This is a genomic window from Prochlorococcus sp. MIT 0604, from assembly GCF_000757845.1.
Taxonomy (GTDB): domain Bacteria; phylum Cyanobacteriota; class Cyanobacteriia; order PCC-6307; family Cyanobiaceae; genus Prochlorococcus_A.
This window is the reverse complement of sequence record NZ_CP007753.1, coordinates 586741-603072: the sequence shown is the minus strand read 5'-3', so window position 1 is coordinate 603072 and position 16332 is coordinate 586741. Positions and strand designations below refer to the sequence as shown.

General features: G+C 31.5%; 20 protein-coding genes. 5 read left to right on the top strand and 15 right to left on the bottom strand.

The window, feature by feature from the left end:
• Position 1 precedes the first annotated feature (1 nt).
• A complete protein-coding gene (locus tag EW14_RS03305) occupies positions 2-709 on the top strand; it encodes an SDR family NAD(P)-dependent oxidoreductase (protein ID WP_042850080.1) in 708 nt (235 codons plus the stop codon).
• Here the strand turns inward: EW14_RS03305 and EW14_RS03300 are convergent.
• Entirely contained in the window at positions 706-1248 is a 543-nt protein-coding gene (locus EW14_RS03300) for a GIY-YIG nuclease family protein (RefSeq protein WP_042850079.1), read from the bottom strand. The genes EW14_RS03305 and EW14_RS03300 overlap by 4 nt on opposite strands.
• 74 nt (positions 1249-1322) lie before the next feature.
• On the opposite strand from EW14_RS03300, the gene EW14_RS03295 reads away from it, so the two are divergent.
• Positions 1323-1982, top strand: coding sequence for a glutathione S-transferase N-terminal domain-containing protein (locus EW14_RS03295; protein WP_042850078.1), 660 nt, complete (start codon positions 1323-1325; stop codon positions 1980-1982).
• On the opposite strand, the gene EW14_RS03290 is transcribed toward EW14_RS03295, so the two are convergent.
• The 3 genes from EW14_RS03290 to EW14_RS03280 all read right to left on the bottom strand — a co-directional run bounded on the left by EW14_RS03290 (position 1979) and on the right by EW14_RS03280 (position 4812).
• A complete protein-coding gene (locus EW14_RS03290) occupies positions 1979-2236 on the bottom strand; it encodes a hypothetical protein (RefSeq protein ID WP_042850076.1) in 258 nt (85 codons plus the stop codon). The two genes, EW14_RS03295 and EW14_RS03290, sit on opposite strands and share 4 nt — an antisense overlap.
• 36 nt (positions 2237-2272) lie before the next feature.
• Positions 2273-3661 (bottom strand): sodium/glutamate symporter, encoded by a 1389-nt coding sequence (locus EW14_RS03285; protein ID WP_042850075.1) that lies wholly within the window; start codon positions 3659-3661, stop codon positions 2273-2275.
• Between the two features lie 92 nt (positions 3662-3753).
• Entirely contained in the window at positions 3754-4812 is a 1059-nt protein-coding gene (locus EW14_RS03280; RefSeq protein ID WP_011818131.1) for a chlorophyll a/b binding light-harvesting protein, read from the bottom strand.
• A 329-nt stretch (positions 4813-5141) separates the two neighbouring features.
• Here EW14_RS03280 and EW14_RS10200 point away from each other — a divergent pair, with 329 nt between their 5' ends.
• A complete protein-coding gene (locus EW14_RS10200; protein WP_197049606.1) occupies positions 5142-5318 on the top strand; it encodes a hypothetical protein in 177 nt (58 codons plus the stop codon).
• Positions 5319-5362: 44 nt separating this feature from the next.
• On the opposite strand, the gene EW14_RS03275 is transcribed toward EW14_RS10200, so the two are convergent.
• The 4 genes from EW14_RS03275 to hisS all read right to left on the bottom strand — a co-directional run bounded on the left by EW14_RS03275 (position 5363) and on the right by hisS (position 7608).
• Positions 5363-5596, bottom strand: a complete 234-nt coding sequence (locus tag EW14_RS03275) for a hypothetical protein (RefSeq protein ID WP_042850074.1) — start codon at positions 5594-5596, stop codon at positions 5363-5365.
• A gap of 139 nt (positions 5597-5735) precedes the next feature.
• Positions 5736-6035 carry a TIGR02450 family Trp-rich protein gene (locus tag EW14_RS03270; protein ID WP_042850073.1) on the bottom strand — a complete coding sequence of 100 codons (300 nt, stop codon included), beginning with the start codon at positions 6033-6035 and terminating at the stop codon, positions 5736-5738.
• 2 nt (positions 6036-6037) lie between these two features.
• On the bottom strand, positions 6038-6238 hold the full coding sequence (locus EW14_RS03265; protein ID WP_225866643.1) for a glycoprotein: 201 nt from the start codon (positions 6236-6238) through the stop codon (positions 6038-6040).
• Positions 6239-6327: 89 nt separating this feature from the next.
• The gene (hisS, locus tag EW14_RS03260; RefSeq protein WP_042850071.1) at positions 6328-7608 is read right to left on the bottom strand and encodes a histidine--tRNA ligase; all 1281 of its coding nucleotides are present in this window, start codon (positions 7606-7608) and stop codon (positions 6328-6330) included.
• Positions 7609-7707: 99 nt separating this feature from the next.
• Between hisS and EW14_RS03255 the strand changes: the two genes are divergently transcribed.
• Positions 7708-8130 (top strand): GLTT repeat protein, encoded by a 423-nt coding sequence (locus tag EW14_RS03255; RefSeq protein WP_042850070.1) that lies wholly within the window; start codon positions 7708-7710, stop codon positions 8128-8130.
• A gap of 31 nt (positions 8131-8161) precedes the next feature.
• Here the strand turns inward: EW14_RS03255 and EW14_RS03250 are convergent, their stop codons facing one another.
• The gene (locus EW14_RS03250) at positions 8162-8941 is read right to left on the bottom strand and encodes a 3'-5' exonuclease (protein ID WP_042850069.1); all 780 of its coding nucleotides are present in this window, start codon (positions 8939-8941) and stop codon (positions 8162-8164) included.
• Between the two features lie 124 nt (positions 8942-9065).
• Between EW14_RS03250 and EW14_RS03245 the strand changes: the two genes are divergently transcribed.
• Positions 9066-9788 (top strand): DUF1350 family protein, encoded by a 723-nt coding sequence (locus tag EW14_RS03245; protein ID WP_042850068.1) that lies wholly within the window; start codon positions 9066-9068, stop codon positions 9786-9788.
• Here EW14_RS03245 and acs read toward each other — a convergent pair.
• The 6 genes from acs to EW14_RS03215 all read right to left on the bottom strand — a co-directional run bounded on the left by acs (position 9785) and on the right by EW14_RS03215 (position 16323).
• Positions 9785-11767: an acetate--CoA ligase gene (gene acs / locus EW14_RS03240; RefSeq protein WP_042850067.1), complete on the bottom strand. Its 1983-nt coding sequence runs from the start codon at positions 11765-11767 to the stop codon at positions 9785-9787. The two genes, EW14_RS03245 and acs, sit on opposite strands and share 4 nt — an antisense overlap.
• 94 nt (positions 11768-11861) lie before the next feature.
• Positions 11862-12833, bottom strand: coding sequence for a solanesyl diphosphate synthase (gene sds, locus EW14_RS03235; RefSeq protein ID WP_042850066.1), 972 nt, complete (start codon positions 12831-12833; stop codon positions 11862-11864).
• 27 nt (positions 12834-12860) lie between these two features.
• Positions 12861-13655, bottom strand: coding sequence for a glutamate racemase (gene murI, locus EW14_RS03230; protein WP_042850064.1), 795 nt, complete (start codon positions 13653-13655; stop codon positions 12861-12863).
• Positions 13652-14737 (bottom strand): N-acetylmuramoyl-L-alanine amidase, encoded by a 1086-nt coding sequence (locus EW14_RS03225; protein ID WP_042850063.1) that lies wholly within the window; start codon positions 14735-14737, stop codon positions 13652-13654. Before EW14_RS03225 ends, murI begins: the two co-directional genes overlap by 4 nt.
• Positions 14737-15564 carry a carbon-nitrogen hydrolase family protein gene (locus tag EW14_RS03220; protein ID WP_042850062.1) on the bottom strand — a complete coding sequence of 276 codons (828 nt, stop codon included), beginning with the start codon at positions 15562-15564 and terminating at the stop codon, positions 14737-14739. The genes EW14_RS03225 and EW14_RS03220 overlap by 1 nt, the downstream gene beginning before the upstream one ends.
• Positions 15565-15594: 30 nt before the next feature.
• Positions 15595-16323: a 2-phosphosulfolactate phosphatase family protein gene (locus EW14_RS03215; protein ID WP_042850061.1), complete on the bottom strand. Its 729-nt coding sequence runs from the start codon at positions 16321-16323 to the stop codon at positions 15595-15597.
• Positions 16324-16332 lie beyond the last annotated feature (9 nt).

The following is a 16332-nucleotide window of genomic DNA, read 5'->3' as shown; positions in this document are numbered from 1 at the left end:
AATGAGAACCATACTAATAAGTGGAGCAAGTAGAGGTATTGGACTAAATATTGCACATAAAGAATTAAAAGAAGGCAATAGAATTAGTGTTGGCATCAGAGATTTAGAATCATTAAAAGGAAGCGCTATTGATCCAAAAAAATGGCCTGAACGAAAAATTATAATCAATCACTATGATGCATTAAAAAAAATTACAGCCGAAAATTGGATAAAGAATACAGAAGATGAATTTGGAGGATTTGATTCAGTAATAAATTGTTCTGGAGTATTATCGAAAGTTCCATTCTTATTCAAAGATGGTGATGAAGAAGATATTTTAAATACATTAAATATCAATTTTTTAGCAATTTGGAATTTATGTAGGCTTTCTTGGGATCATTTATGTACCTCTGGCAGAGGAAGAATTATTGTTTTAGTTTCAATGAGTGGGAAAAGATCTAAAGGTGATTTAGCCGCTTATTCTTCTTCAAAGTTTGCTTTGATGGGATTATGCCAAACGATGAAAAATAAAGGTTGGGATAAAAATATAAGGGTTTCAGCAATTTGTCCAAGCTGGGTTAATACAAAAATGGCCCAAAATATCTCTTCCTTAGACAAATCAAGCATGACACAACCTGAAGATATTGCGGAAATATGCTCTACTATTCTGAAGTTACCTACCCAATCAGTTCCATTTGAAATTGCCTTAAATTGTAATTATGAAATTTAACCTAAATTGAAAATTAAGTAAGCCATTGAGAGCATTGCAATTGCTATAAATAAACCTTTTATTCGATTAGTTAATAATGAAAAAAGAGACAAATCTTCAGAAAAGTATCCACCAAAACTACCTGTAATAAACAATACAACCATTGGTAGAGATGCCATTCCAAAAGAATAAGAAATAGCTTTTACAAATCCAAAATTTAGGTAATTAAAAATAAGGGAACTTAATGAAAATAATAAAAAAGATGCAAACAGAGTAATAGAAACTTCAGCATCTAAAGTATGAGGCAAGCTTCCCTTTAATTCAAATTGCTTTTTGCATTCTCTAATTTGTCTTTTAGAGAGCTTTAAATAACCAGTTTCAGGAATTCTTTGTGACTTATATTTTCTTAGTAATCTTGCTTCAAGAGTTTCTGGCTCCTTTGTCTTAATTGATGTTAATAATTCATCTGGTTTTAATTTCTTAATTTTCTTTTCAAGATTATCCGTTTTCCCAATTCTATAAAGTTCTCCAACTCTAATGAGGTAAACATATCCCGGCATTTGCGTTGTAAAATTGATATTGTTCCTATTTAGATAATACTAAAAGAATCAAGGAAATTAAAAGTTTTTACAAAATGACAAACGATATTTTATATTCATTTCGAAGATGTCCATATGCAATTCGTGTTAGATGGGCGCTATTAATTTGTGAAATAAAAGTAGAGATAAGAGAAATTGATTTAAAAAACAAACCTGTAGATTTTCTAAATAAATCAAAGACAAAAACAGTTCCAATACTTATAAAAAAAAATAGTGAAGTTATTGAAGAAAGCCTTGAAATCATCTTATGGGCACTCTCAGAGTCAAAAAAAGAAAATGTTAAATTAATTTATTTTCCTGAAAACAAAAAGGAAGAGATTTTTCAAATAATTAATGAAAACGATAACGAATTCAAATATCATTTAGATCGATTTAAATACGCCACAAGATATCAGAATATTAATGAAGAATTTCATTTCATGAAGGCGAATAAATTTATTAAAAGACTGAACAACCTTCTTGCAGGAAAAAACTACTTTTTTGGGAATAACCCTACAATCGCTGATTGGTCTATTTGGCCTTTCGTAAGACAATTTAAAATCGCTTGTGAAAGTCAAAAAAGAACAAATTATTTGGAGCCCTCAATAAAAAATTGGTTAGATTCCTTTGAAAATAATATAAAATTTAGATCCCTAATGTATAAATACGAATTATGGGCAACAAATTCTAGAAAGAATTATTTTCCTTATAACTAAGTCTCTAAGAACTTCCTTTTCTCAATTATTCTTGCTAACTCCAAAAAATATCCTGCAGTCCTAAATTTACCAATATTTTTTTCCTTAAAATCGAGATCACTTCTGATTTCTGCAGTCTCCGCCATAAGCAAATCTAAATCGTTTGTTCCAAGACTATATAATTCACCAAGTTCGATTTCCCTTCCAAGTAAATGACTCCTAAACCACTTTCCTTTATTTTCTTGAGGTGGAATATTGTAGGGAGTAAATGACATTAAAATAAAATTAAACCTAAAACCATTCTAGGGTTTTTATTGAAACTTTTTCATCTCTAATTTATTAAAAATCAGTGCAATTAAAAGAATTGTGAATGTAATAAGCGCACAAATCTCTGTCCAATAATCTAGCCCAATTTTAGAAATCATTAATGGCGCCAGAACTGTGAATAGCCCCCCTGAAAGAATTAACTGAGCGAATAGCTGTTTTGATGTAAAAATTGGTAAAGTCTTAGAAATATTTTTAGGATCTGCAAGCCTTAAAAGAAGTAATCCAGAAGCTACTACACCTGTAGAATTTCCAAACTCTATTAAACTTTTTTCAAACCAATAATCATCAAAAATAAAGTATGCAAAATAAGCAATACAAATTAAGTTCCAAAATAGACCGAAAATAGTTAACACTAAAATTAATATCAAATTATCAAAAACGACAGCAATATCTAAACTTGCCATAGCTGTAAAAATCAATAAGTCTGTAGATAAAATACCAATTTCTCTTTGGAGAATATTTGAAATGAATTCTGTATTCTTGGTTTTCTCTAAGATATATCTAATAAGAAGAGAACCTATTAGGATAAAAGGGAAAACTGGTAGTGAAAATATAATTTCCTTCGAAAAATCACCAAAAGAACTTGAAATATACTTTAAAAATCTAAGTAGCAAAAAACCAAAAGAAATTGCCAAACCGGAGAATCCAAGATTTATTATGAGAATTCTTAAATCTTCAAAAATTCCTATCTTATTTTTTCCATTTAGATTATCGCTCTGTTCAAGAATTTCTTCTGTATCTGAAAGACCTAAAGTTCTCCCAAGAAAAATAAATATGCTACCCAATATTGAAGATGATAAAAGACCCATAGTTGCCATCGCCAAACCAAGATCTAAACCATTTGGGAAACCAAGTTTATTAAAGCTCTCACCGATTATTGATGCAGCCCCATGACCACCCTCAAAGCCGACCTCTATTAAACATCCCATTAGAGGATTTAAATCCATAGATGGAGGCAAAAAATATTTTACAACTAGACCTCCAACGAAAAATTGTCCAAAACCAAGGGAAAGAGCTAATAGAAATTGATTAAAAATTGGCTTAACTAATCCATTTATATTTGGAATAGGTCTTCCCATCATTAAAGTTGCGAAGACTAAAGATAAAAGAGGAGTAGGAAAATTACTCCAAACATTGATTGTTTCTTTTGGTAAAAAGTGTATTGCTCCAAATGGCCCTATAAATATACCTAAAATTCCCGATATAACTGCTATCGGCAATCCAAATCTTTCAAGTTGAACAGCTAATTTAAATTTCCTCCCAAAAATCAACAAAAAAAATATAATTAATAATCCCAAAAAACTTATCAATAGAGAATTTGAAAAAATATATTTATTCTGTAGAGAAAAAATATCCAATGATTTCAAAAACATATAGTTCTAAATCTAAATTAATAAACAAAATTTTTCAAATAAAAAGGCTCCTATTAAAGGAGCCTTTTGATATTAGTAATGAAATTTGAGAATTAATCCTTAAGAGTGACTGTTGCACTATCAATATTACTAATAGCATTTGTAACTCTCTTGAAATCAAAACCTAGTGCTCTTAAAGCATGCCATAGATGGCCTTGAATAAAGAAGAATCCAAAATAGTAATGAACATTAGCTAACCACGCCCTTGAAGTGTACTCACCATCAGGAAGATCAACAGTATCAACCCAGTAAGGAGAAATACTAAATTTCAATTCAAGTGGTTCACCAAAGAATTCAGTTGGATAAACTGTAGTATTAGCAGCACTCCAGAAGGCTGCAATAATAGCCATCCAGCCTATTCCTGCTAGTGACCATGATAAAACAGCTTCTGCAGAAAGAAGTCCTTTACCTTTGAATTTGGTATATTCACCAACTTGCTTAGTAGCGATATGCCAAGCACCACCAGTAATCTCAACGAAAGCAAGGAAAGCATGACCTCCCATAACTTCTTCAAGACTATCAATAGTCAAAAAGTCTGTTTGGTGATTCCAAATTTTGGCCAAATTTAATTCATACTCAACCTGTCTTACAGAACCAATAGCTGGATCATAAATTCCATGAACCCTTGCCCATTCAACAAAAGCTATAACTGCGAAACCAAGAATAATTAGATGGTGACCAAGAATAAATGTCAATTTGTCTGGATTATCCCATTCAATATTGAATTTTCTTGCTCTTGCTACATCGGAATCTTCTAGATTTCCAGGAAGAAGTAAAGAGTGTAATAGTCCCCCGGCGGCTAAAACCATAGAAGAAACTAAGTGAACTATTGCTATAGCTAGAACAGGTTTAGTGTCTCCCATCGCAACACCATTAGCATCAAACCCTATTCCAAGAGTTGCTAAATGAGGAAGAACGATTAGAGGTTGATGCCCCATTGGGACGCTTGGGTCAAATCGTGAAAGTTCAAAAAGGGTGAATGCACCCGCCCAGAAAACAATTAATCCTGCATGAGCTACGTGAGCAGCAATGAATTTTCCTGAGCGATTTGCTACACCTGAATTACCAGCCCACCATCCATAGGTGGTATCTGGATTTCCATAGGTTTGCATTTAGGAATTGATTAGCTTAAACGTTTTGAGAATACTTTATATTTCACCAAACAGTTGAATTCATAACAAAATTGTAAAGGTTATTAATCCTTGCTATTAATAAACAAAAATTATTCTTAGGGCATTACGAGAGTAAAGAAGGTAGATTTAATGAAGAAAAATTATTCTCAGAGATATAAATTTTATAAAATGGACCAGTTTTTTCAATCTAAAAAAGTCTAATAAATTTGATTTTGCTGACATTAAACGATGTTTTGTTTCATAAAAACATCTTGTTTATTGCCTCATTCTCAAACAATTATTAAATATGGGGTAAGACATTAAATATTATGACTACTTCTCAAGAGTCTTCAAGAAAATTCTCGCTAGAAATGAAATCGGAAGTTCATTATAAAAAAGCTGCAAAATTATACAGAAAATCAAAACAATATATAAATATGATCAATCTATATCCAACTTTGCAAAACACTCTTATTGAGTGCAAGAACGAGAATCTAATCGAATAGAAATTTTATATATTTTCCCAAATTAATGAAAAGATATATTATTTTTAGGCTGCATTATTATATTTCTCTTCAAAATAAAATTTATTAATAATATTTCTACATCTTTTTATATTGTAAAGTGCTTTGGGCTTCCAAGGCTTTTTCTGACCGAGAGGAGAGCTTTTCCAATGAATTCCTGGCTTAAGTATTCCATTTTCACGTAAAAAAGAAAGTTTAACTTCAGTTATTCCAAATTTTTCAGCGGTCAACTCAGATGAAATCCATATATCCCTTAACATTGGATAAAAGTAAATATTATTAATCCTTGATAACGTTAATTTTATTTTTATGAAAGGGGTAAAAATTTTAAATAATTATTAAGTTAGAAAAAATCTAGTGTTTAAAAAGAAAAATAATTTAAAAGAGATTTATATCAAATTAAGAAATTTTAAATACAGAATCTGAATTAACGAATATCTCATTAATATCTTCAAGTTTATTGCTGGATTTATAGTTGACGTATTCTTCAGTAATAGACTCATTTTTTGGAAGATTGATCCAACCCTTGTACCAATTTCCACTATTAATTAATTCTTCGTAAGTAGTTTTTAAATTAATTTCAGAATCAAGAACAGAAACCATTAAAAAAATAGTATTTCCTTTTTCTTTAGCCTCATTGACCAAAACAAAATGTCTTAATCCTTTTATGGGTTTATTAGAAGTCCAGAAATTCTCCATAATTATTTTTTCTTCATGTTTTTCTCCAAATTTTCTCTAGATATTTTTTTATATTCTTTTCTAATTTCGTCTAATAAAAGTTTTCTTCTATCCATATATTTAAAAGAATCTTGTTTTGATAAGTTATATCGTTCTTTTTTGGTTAAATTCATCCAATTATTAAGATTCTTCTTATTGAAAGTTGTTAAATTTTTAGCCTTCAACACTTTTTGTTTTCTATTTAATTTAAGAAAATTTCTTAAATAAAAAAAAATAATTATAAAAAGAAAAATTATTACTAACTTCAAGAGCATTACTTCGCAAGCAAGTTTTTATTAATCCACTTTTCTAATTTAATATCATTATCAAAAGATATAATCTCTTCTTTGTTCCCATTACCTGATTGATCAAAGAGCCTGATTATAAATTCTTTTTTAGCTGCCTCATCATCACCAATTACAATAATACTTTTAGATTTTAGTTTATTTGCCTTTTTAAATTGTTTAGAAAATGAGGCCCCACTTAAATCCAAATCAACTATCAAATCATAATTTCTTAATTTTCTAGATAAATCCATAGCTAATGATTCGGCAATTAAGCCTTGATTAATTATATAAATATCAGTATTTCTTGGAGTTTCAAGCTCTTTTCCTGCTAATAAAATTAATCTTTCTAGACCAATAGCGAATCCAATCGCCGGGCTATTTGGCCCTCCCATCTGTTTTATTAAATCATCATATCTTCCTCCCCCGCAAACTGTAGCTTGGGAACCTAAAGCCCCACTAGTAATTTCAAAGGCTGTATGGGTGTAATAATCTAAACCTCTTACTAAATTATAATTTTCCACGTAAGGTATTTTTAAAACCTCTAATTGTTTTTTAAATTCAGAATATCTCTTATGACTTTTTTCAGACAAAAAATTAAATAATCTTGGTGCGTTTTCAAGAGCTTTTTTTGTTTGAATATTCTTTGAGTCGAGAATCCTCAGAGGGTTTTTAGTAATCCTTTTCTGAGAATCGAAATCTAGAGAATCTTTGTTTATTTCTAGCCATTTTAAAAAGGATTTTTGAAAATTTGATCTGTCATTACTATCACCTAAAGTATTTATTTCAAGATTGAGTTCTTTTATTCCTAATTTACCCAAGATATCCCAAGCTAAAGCAATAATTTCAACATCACTTCTAACTGAATCATGCCCTATAAATTCAACACCTAACTGATGAAACTGTCTTTGCCTTCCTGCCTGAGGTCTTTCGTATCGAAACATAGGACCCATGTACCAAAGTTTTTGAAGAGGATTAGACGATATTCCATTTTGTATTAACGCTCGTGCTACTGAGGCTGTTCCTTCAGGCCTGAGAGTGCAGGATCTCTCACCCCTATCAAGAAATGTATACATTTCCTTACTAACAACATCTGTTCCTTCGCCAATCCCTCTTATAAACAACTCGGTCATTTCCAAGATAGGAGTTCTTATTTCTTTGATGGATGCTCTCGAAAGCTGTTCCAATAAAATTTTCTCAACGTTTTGCCACTTTATTAATTGATCAGGCAATAGGTCTACTGTTCCTCTAAGATTTTTTAAGTTATTCAAAGTTCTAAAAAATAATTCAAAATTTTTTAATTCATCTAGAAATTAATCTTTGATTGGTTGTTTTGTGAGACAATTTTAATTTAACACTTAGAAAAACTATTGGAAATTAATAAAAATAAAGAGAGTCAGCATTGTGGGACAAAACCAAAGAAAATTGCTTTTGGAATAGCACCTCTTGGTATAGTTTCAATAGGAATAGTACCCATGGGAGTAATAAGTATTGGAGTAGTCCCAATGGGTGTATTTTCTTTTGGTGCAGTAGCAATGGGAATAATCAATTTATCAGTAGTTGGGATGGGAATTATCTCTGCAGGGATTACTACTATGGGGATATGGGAGTATTCTCCTAATTCTCATATCAATAACCATAATCATTCCAAACAAATTTCAAATTCAAATAAGGAAAATATGATTTCAGATCTATTTAACACCAAACAAGAGGCTGAAAAGGCTGCCCCAAAATACGGATGTATTGGAGCACATAAAATGGGTAATAAATGGATGCCTTGTAAGATGCACTAAATACTTTCTTAATAAAAAAATTTATTAAATATTAATTTAAAATCTCTACACTAAAATTAAGATTTTTTGCCTCATCAGTAGTTAATTTTCTTGACCAAACTCCTTGCACAGGACTATTCCATCTGAACCCAGCACTTTTAGCTAAAGACCTATCTTCATAACTAACCAATGCCTTGTATAAAAACCTTGGTTCAGTAGCTTTAAGCAAAAGTTCCTCTAAATTCTCGCATTTTTTGAAGACCTCAGAGATGTAAAAGCAATCAGATAAAGCTCTATGTAAATTCCAAACTGGTATTGAAAAAGATAGGGCCAGATCAGTTACTGAAGGTCTTGTTTTAAGTGATTTTTTAAAAGACCAATTAATATCCTCTAAACTGCATATCCATTTTTTATTAATATTTGGCAATCTTCCTTTCCCAAACCATTTCTTATCAAACTCTACATTATGCGAAACGATGAAATCTGAATAATCTACGAGTTTTAAAAAGAAATTCAATCCTTCTTGCCATGGCTGAGAGATATTAGTTACTTCTGCAGGTATACCATTTACATATTCTGCTTCATTGTTATTAATCGGGAATAAAAATGAGACCTGTGAAAGTACACATTTATGAGATACATCAAACAAAATGCAGCCTATCTCTATTACTTCATCCTTATTTACATCTAAACCTGTTGTTTCAGTATCGAGAATTAAAATTTTTTCTATTTTTTTATTTTGATTAGAAACACTTTCTTTGGAAGGCTCACTACTAATTTGATGTTTAAGAAAATCCAGTTGATTTAATTCTTTTTTGTTAAATAATTCCAATTCGCTGAAAACACTTTCATTTATCTTGACGCATTTAAAAAAAATATCTTTTAAATTAATATAAATTAAGAATTTGATTAGAAATAATTTTGAAATCTTCCTAGTTTTTAAATAAATCTCAAAAATGACCTTTGCAAAATATCAATTTAATAATTTTTGTTATTGGCCTTCAAAACCTAAAAAAATTGTGGAATTTATCGGTGGAAGTTATCTAGCTTCTAAACCTGACTTAACATATAGAAGATTCATAGAAAGCTTAATTAATAAAAACTATGCAGTTCATGCATATAAGTACACTCCGCAATTTGATCACCAACAACTAGCTATTAAAGCATGGAAAGATTTTAAAAATTGCAGAATGACATTATCTAAAAGAATAGGGGGGGCTATTCCTTCAATTAGAATTGGTCACAGTCTAGGATGTAAACTTCATTTAATCTCTCCTGACGGAGGAAGAAATTGCGAGAAATTTATATCAATTAGTTTCAATAACTTTAGTGCCAACAAGTCAATTCCATTATTAAAACAGATTGCTCAAAAATTAGATTTCAGTAGTGAATTCAGTCCTAGTCCAGAAAGAACTTTACGAATAATTGAAAAAACTTATAATCAAAAAAATAACTTCCTAATAAAATTCAGCGCAGATGAATTAGATCAAACAGATAAATTATTTTCTTGTCTAAAAGCAAGAAAAGAAGATAATTCTAAGGGGATAATTTTAAAAGGAACTCACACTATTATTGCTAGTGCAGGACTAAGAGAAAATTTTTTGGGAGACTGGGCAGATGATGATTTTAAAAAAAATACCATAAATAAAATTTCAAATTTAATTGATGAATCCGATTAGGTTTTTTCTTTCAACTTTTCCAAAACAGAACTATCTTCAAGAGTACTTATATCGCCGCTAATTCTTTCTCCAGCAGCCAAAGATCTTAAAATCCTTCTCATAATTTTTCCACTCCTCGTTTTTGGAAGAGAGTCTGAAATTATAATTTTTTCTGGTTTAGCGATAATTCCAATTTCATTTACAACATGTTTTTTTAATTCCTCAACTAATTCTGAAGAACTTTTAACATCTTTTTCTAAAGATACAAAGGCAACTATCACTTCACCTTTAAGATCATCTCTTCTCCCTACGACAGCAGCCTCTGCAACTGATTTATGACTCACCAAAGCAGATTCTATTTCCATTGTTCCTAACCGATGACCTGAAACACTTATAACATCATCAACTCGCCCCATAATCCAAATATATCCATCTTCATCAATGCGTGCTCCATCTCCAGCAAAATATACATTCTTTTCGCCTTGAAAGGAAATATACTCCCAATAACTCTCCAGATATCTCTTTGAATTACCATGAATTGTTCTCATCATTCCTGGCCAAGGCTTCTTAATAATTAAATAACCACCCTCATTTTCCATTACCTTATTTCCGTTCTTATCGACAACTTCAACTTCAATTCCTGGTAAAGGGTAAGTTGCTGAACCTGGCTTTGTAGCAACAACTCCAGGTAAGGGACTTATCATCACACCACCAGTCTCAGTTTGCCACCAAGTATCTACAATAGGGCATTTATTTTTACCAATAACATCTTTGTACCAAATCCAAGCTTCAGGATTGATTGGTTCTCCAACTGTGCCCAAAAGTCTAAGACTCTCTAAATTATATTTATCAGGAATTTCACGACCAGACTTCATAAATGCTCTTATTGCAGTGGGTGCAGTATAAAAAATAGAAACCTTATATTTTTGAACAATTTCCCAAAAAGCTCCCAAATTAGACGGTCTTGGCACTCCCTCAAACATTAAAGTTGTAGCACCATTAGATAAAGGCCCATAAACTATATAACTATGGCCTGTAATCCAACCAACATCAGCAGTACACCAGTAAATGTCGTCATCTTTTAAATCAAAAATCCATTTGAATGTTAAATGGGACCAAAGGTTGTAACCACCTGTAGTGTGAACTACACCTTTGGGCTTTCCAGTAGATCCTGAAGTATAAAGAATAAAAAGTCTATCTTCACTATTCATTATTTCTGGTTCACAGTGATCTTTTTGATCTTTTAATAATTCGTGCCACCATAAATCTCTATCTTCAACCATCGAAATATTTTTTTTGGATCGTTTAACAACAACGACTTTTTCAACAACTTTATCTGCCCCACTTTCAATTGCCGCATCAACTGCTTGTTTAAGTTCAATCACCTTATCTTTTCTAAATCCACCATCAGCTGTAATAACAAATCTGGCGTTTCCATCAATTAACCTATCTTTTAAAGCTTCTGAAGAAAATCCTCCAAAGACAACTGAATGAGGCGCACCAATTCTTGCACAAGCTAACATCGCAAACATCGCTTCAGGAATCATAGGCATATAAATACATACCAAATCACCTTTTTTTACACCAATTTCTTTTAGTGCATTAGCTGCTTTACACACCTCTCTGAGAAGTTCTTCGTAAGTATATTTTTTGCTATCTCCAGGTTCACCTTCCCATATAAGTGCAGTCTTTCTTCCAAGACCTCTCTTAATATGTCTATCTAGGCAGTTATATGTAATATTGAGTTTTCCTTCTTTGAACCATTTAAAAAAAGGCGCATTCGCACTGTCTAATACAGTTCGAAATGGCTCAAACCAATCTAATTCAGATTTCGCAAAAGATTCCCAAAATTGAATAGGATTATCTGATGCTTGTTTTTTTAGACTAAGTAATTCTTCTTGAGAACTAATATTTGAGTTTTCTGCAAATTTTTTTGTTGGAGGGAAAATTCTCTTTTCTTCAAGTATGTTATTGATTGAATTTTTTTTATCTAATGACATTAAATAAATCTATGCTTAATAAATTTAGTCGAAAAAATTATGGTTTTCAAAAATTTTAATAATAATTTAGCTGGAAGAAATTTTTTTAATAGATCTAATAAATACGGCTTAGAACAAATTCTGGAAGAGCCATTAAAGCCCTTTTATATTCTGAATCAGGAAGAAAAACTAGAGCCTCTTTAGAAAGCATTGCAAAATCCTCAGCAAGTTTTCTGGAACTTTCGATAGCTTTAGAATTCATAATGATACTTAGGGCATCATCTAAATCATCTTTTTCAGCAAGTTCTCTATTAATAAGAACAGACAATTTCTTATTTTCTTCTAAGGCATATAAAACAGGTGCAGTAAGATACCCACTTGCAAGATCGCTTACAGCAGGTTTTCCGAGTTGTTTATCATTTCCAGTAAAGTCAAGGATGTCATCTACAACTTGAAAAGCCAAGCCAATATTTTTACCAAAATCGTAAAGGGAGCTTAGGTTTTCATCATTAAGACCGCTCAAAACTCCAGCTGCTTTGGAGCTATTTGCTATTAATGATGCAGTTTTACAATAACTTTTATTAATGTATTTTGAAAAAGATTGAGCAGAGTCAAATCTATTTAGATTTTGTTTAATTTCACCTTCTGCTAAATCCATTATTACTCTACTAAGTAATTTAACTACATTTACATCATCAAGATTAGCAAGGTGCCAACTTGCTTGTGCAAATAAGAAATCTCCCGCCAATACTGCTACTCTGGTATTAAATCTGCTATGTACTGTGTCTACGCCTCTTCTTGTAGAAGCCTCATCAACAACATCATCATGAACTAATGATGCTGTATGAATCATTTCAGTAATCTCAGCAAGCCTTTTATGTTTACTCGTTAAAATAAATTCAGGAGATATTGCTTTTGAAATTAATAATACAATGCCTGGTCTAAGTCTTTTACCCCCCGCACTAAAAAGATGTTCAGCTGCTGCTTGGAGAATTGGATGACCAGCTCCAATTAAATTTTTCAGTTCAAGAATAAGATCATCAAGATCATTTTCAACTGGTTGTAGTAGTTCTGTTACTGTGTTCATGATTGACCTCTTTTATATATTAAGGAATCAAATATTGCTTCGGAGGTTAACTAACCTAATTTCTTTATTAATTTCAAACCAAATTTTTACTTTTTTGAAAAATACATCTTTTTCTGAAGTAACAAAGAATTCTACATTTTCATAAGAAAGACCCTCATAACAGGCAGTTTTTGGAATAGTAAAAGATTCATTAAATTTTTTTATTAATGCTACCGATGGATCAATAATTTTAATATTTGAATCTAATTTTTTTCTTAAAAAGTCATAAATTAAAGGATAGTGACTACATCCAAGTATTAATTCTTCAATATTTTTGTTTATTAGTGGTCTTAAGTATAAATCTGAAAGACTATTTAACTTATCAAGATTTAATTTTTCTTTTTCAATTTCTGATACAAATTCTGGACATTCTTGCTGAAATATTATCGTGTTCTCTTTTTTAGAATTTATAGCGTTCTTATAATATGATGATCGAACAGTTGTTTGAGTTGCTAAAACACCAATTATTTGTTTATCAACTATTTCCGATACTGAGTTTATAAGATCAAAACAAGGGATCTTTAAATTATCTTGCAGAATATCAAGTGCACATGCATTTGTAGTGTTACAAGCTACTAAAAGTGCATCCAAATTCTTATCAACAAAGAAATTGCAAATCTCCCTTGCAATTAATCTTATCTCTCTAAAATTTTTACTGCCAAAAGGTATTCTTTTTGTATCCGCCAAATAAAAAACCTCTACATCTGTACGTGTTTTTAGTAAAGAATTAAGGATAGTAAAACCACCTATGCCACTATCAAATATTCCGATTTTAAGCTTCACCCTATTTTATGCAGATATTCAAGAATGCCTTTTGCAATTGCATAAGCTAATCTTTTACGATGCGTTGTTTTTTCTAATCTTCTTGCATCTAATCTACCCGTTAAAAATCCAATTTCAACAAGAACTGCAGGCATTCTAGTATTTTTAATTACGTAATATCTACCTTGTTTAACACCTCGATCAGGGCTTCCAGGAGAAACTCTTAGAATTTGTTTCTGAATTTTTTTAGCAAGTAACCTACCTCTCCAACCTCTATAGTAAAAAGTTTCCAATCCATTAATATCCCTTCTTTTACCTCTTGAGGCATTTGCGTGAATACTTACAAAGATATCTGCATCTATATTGTTAGCAAAGGAAACTCTTGGAGGTAAATCCAAATCAACTTCATTTTTTCTGGTTAATTTTACTTTGATACCTTTCTCAGATAGTAAATTTTTAACTATTTTGGAAACCTCTAGTACAACATCTGTTTCTCTTATACCGCCAATACCTATTGCTCCCGGATCAGGACCTCCGTGACCTGGATCGATAACAACCAAAAATTTGTTTTGTTTCACGTCAGGTAATTTCAAGTACTTATAATCACTTTTCTTCTTATAAATTGTCTTTTCATATTTTCTAATATTTCCTATTCTCTTAGAAACTTGACCTTCCCCAATCTTCTTAAAGGGATATTTTGGTTCGAATAGGTTAATTCTCCACCTATTTTGATCTAAGCCAACCAATCGCCAAGTCAAAGGTTTTAAATAAGTTTCTTCCTTAAATTCAATTACAAGTCTTGTTTGACCATTATTTGGTTTACCTAGTCTAATTTCTTTTATTGGGCCATTACCTTTTATTGTTCTAGGATTTTTTAATTCTCCTGGAAAATCTACCCAGAATCTATCTCCAGATATTTGGTTAGCCTTCTGAAAGTATGCTCTTAAATTTGTATTTGATTTAGTTCTTAATTCTAAAACCCCATTAGTTTTTATAGCCCATGCTGCCAAAGCACTTGAAGATTTAACTGGCAGAATTGAAGAATTTAAAAATAAAAAAACAGATAAATATCGAAAAAGTTTACTATCTAAAAACTTTATCATTAGTTTGAAAACAATTCATTTTTTCTATGTTTAAGACTAGGCATCTGCTCCCTAATTTTCTTTACTCTTTCTTTATCAGCAGGGGCTATTGCAGCTCCCTGAGTTTTTCCGGCATCAGATAAAACTGTGCCCCATGGGTCAATTACCATTGCATGGCCATGACTTTGCCTTCTCCCATAATGAATACCAGTTTGAGCTGGAGCGACTACATATGCTGTATTCTCAATTGCTCTTGCTTGTAATAGGATTTGCCAATGATCTTTTCCAGTAAATGCTGTAAAAGCTGCGGGAATCATAATTAGCTCTGCACCATTTGAAGACAAATATCTATAAAGTTCAGGAAATCTAACGTCATAACAAATAGATAATCCTATTTTGCATAAACCCGGAACATCTACAACAGGTGGATAGTCTGACCCAGATAAAATAGTCGATGATTCCTTATATAAATTTCCATCTGGCAAATCAACATCAAATAAATGAATCTTGTCATATTTTGCCAAAATCTGTCCATCCTTCCCAAATAATGCTGACCTATTAAAAGTATGACTGTCATCACCAGCAGGAACAGGATACCCCCCTCCCAAAAGAAATACTTGGTATCTTTGTGACATAGTTTTCAGGAAATTTGCACACTTCTCTGATAATTCAGAAGCTAATCTAAGTTTTTCATCATCTCCTCCTAAAAAAGCGAAATTTTCTGGCAATCCTATTAACTCAGCACCTCTTCTAGCCGCTAATTCAATCTGTTCTTCTGCTTCAACAAAATTTGCTTCAACATTTGAAGTACTCGTAATTTGCAATGCAGCTACCAAAAAATCAGTCAAGACTTTACTCCTAGTGAACCAATTTGTAAATCATGAGGCACGAATTACACCTCTTTCAACTTGAGCTGGAACAATATCTAAGCAATCAAGTTCAGAGCAACATTTAAAATCATCCTCATAATCTCCAAGACTTGTCAATCTTTTGCCATGGGTTGCTGTTTTTAAACATTTCAAAATGTCATTTTTCCAGAAATCCCAAAGTGCCAAAGCAGCTTGTAATTCGTCATTCAGAATATTAATTTCGAAATAACAGTTCTGTTTTAGGTATGAGGCCAAAGCACCAGCAGCTAAAGAATCCTCAAGTGAATAAGAGCCTTCCCAACCACTACCAAGTATTAAAACATTTTCACTTTTTAATGAAATAATTTTTTCGGCAACTGCTTTCCTATTTGGAAGACCCATAGCAAATAAATGCTTAGCATTTTGAACTTTTTGCAATGATTTAGTCCCATTAGTCGTACTCATAAATAGTCTTTTACCATTAACAACTTTTTTTGTAACTGATAAAGGAGAATTTCCTAAATCAAAGCCCTCAATCTTCTTTCCGCCTCTCTCCCCAAGCATTAGTCTCTTTTCAGCTTGCCACTTAATTGCGGATTCTTTTAATAAATCTAAATCTGCAAAAACTTGTATTGAATCAGCTCCATTTTTTAAAGCCCAAGAAATTGTGGTTGTAGCTCTTAAGACATCAATGACAACTGCGATGTCTGGACTATTTTCAGGAACATCCTTTGCAACGTGATAATAAGTAAGATTAATAATCAGATC

Coding starts and splice junctions, on each gene's coding strand:
- EW14_RS03305 (WP_042850080.1), top strand. CDS start 2: ATGAGAACCATACTAATAAGTGGAGCAAGTAGAGGTATTGGACTAAAT.
- EW14_RS03300 (WP_042850079.1), bottom strand. CDS start 1,248: ATGCCGGGATATGTTTACCTCATTAGAGTTGGAGAACTTTATAGAATT.
- EW14_RS03295 (WP_042850078.1), top strand. CDS start 1,323: ATGACAAACGATATTTTATATTCATTTCGAAGATGTCCATATGCAATT.
- EW14_RS03290 (WP_042850076.1), bottom strand. CDS start 2,236: ATGTCATTTACTCCCTACAATATTCCACCTCAAGAAAATAAAGGAAAG.
- EW14_RS03285 (WP_042850075.1), bottom strand. CDS start 3,661: ATGTTTTTGAAATCATTGGATATTTTTTCTCTACAGAATAAATATATT.
- EW14_RS03280 (WP_011818131.1), bottom strand. CDS start 4,812: ATGCAAACCTATGGAAATCCAGATACCACCTATGGATGGTGGGCTGGT.
- EW14_RS10200 (WP_197049606.1), top strand. CDS start 5,142: ATGACTACTTCTCAAGAGTCTTCAAGAAAATTCTCGCTAGAAATGAAA.
- EW14_RS03275 (WP_042850074.1), bottom strand. CDS start 5,596: ATGTTAAGGGATATATGGATTTCATCTGAGTTGACCGCTGAAAAATTT.
- EW14_RS03270 (WP_042850073.1), bottom strand. CDS start 6,035: ATGGAGAATTTCTGGACTTCTAATAAACCCATAAAAGGATTAAGACAT.
- EW14_RS03245 (WP_042850068.1), top strand. CDS start 9,066: ATGACCTTTGCAAAATATCAATTTAATAATTTTTGTTATTGGCCTTCA.
- acs (WP_042850067.1), bottom strand. CDS start 11,767: ATGTCATTAGATAAAAAAAATTCAATCAATAACATACTTGAAGAAAAG.
- sds (WP_042850066.1), bottom strand. CDS start 12,833: ATGAACACAGTAACAGAACTACTACAACCAGTTGAAAATGATCTTGAT.
- EW14_RS03225 (WP_042850063.1), bottom strand. CDS start 14,737: ATGATAAAGTTTTTAGATAGTAAACTTTTTCGATATTTATCTGTTTTT.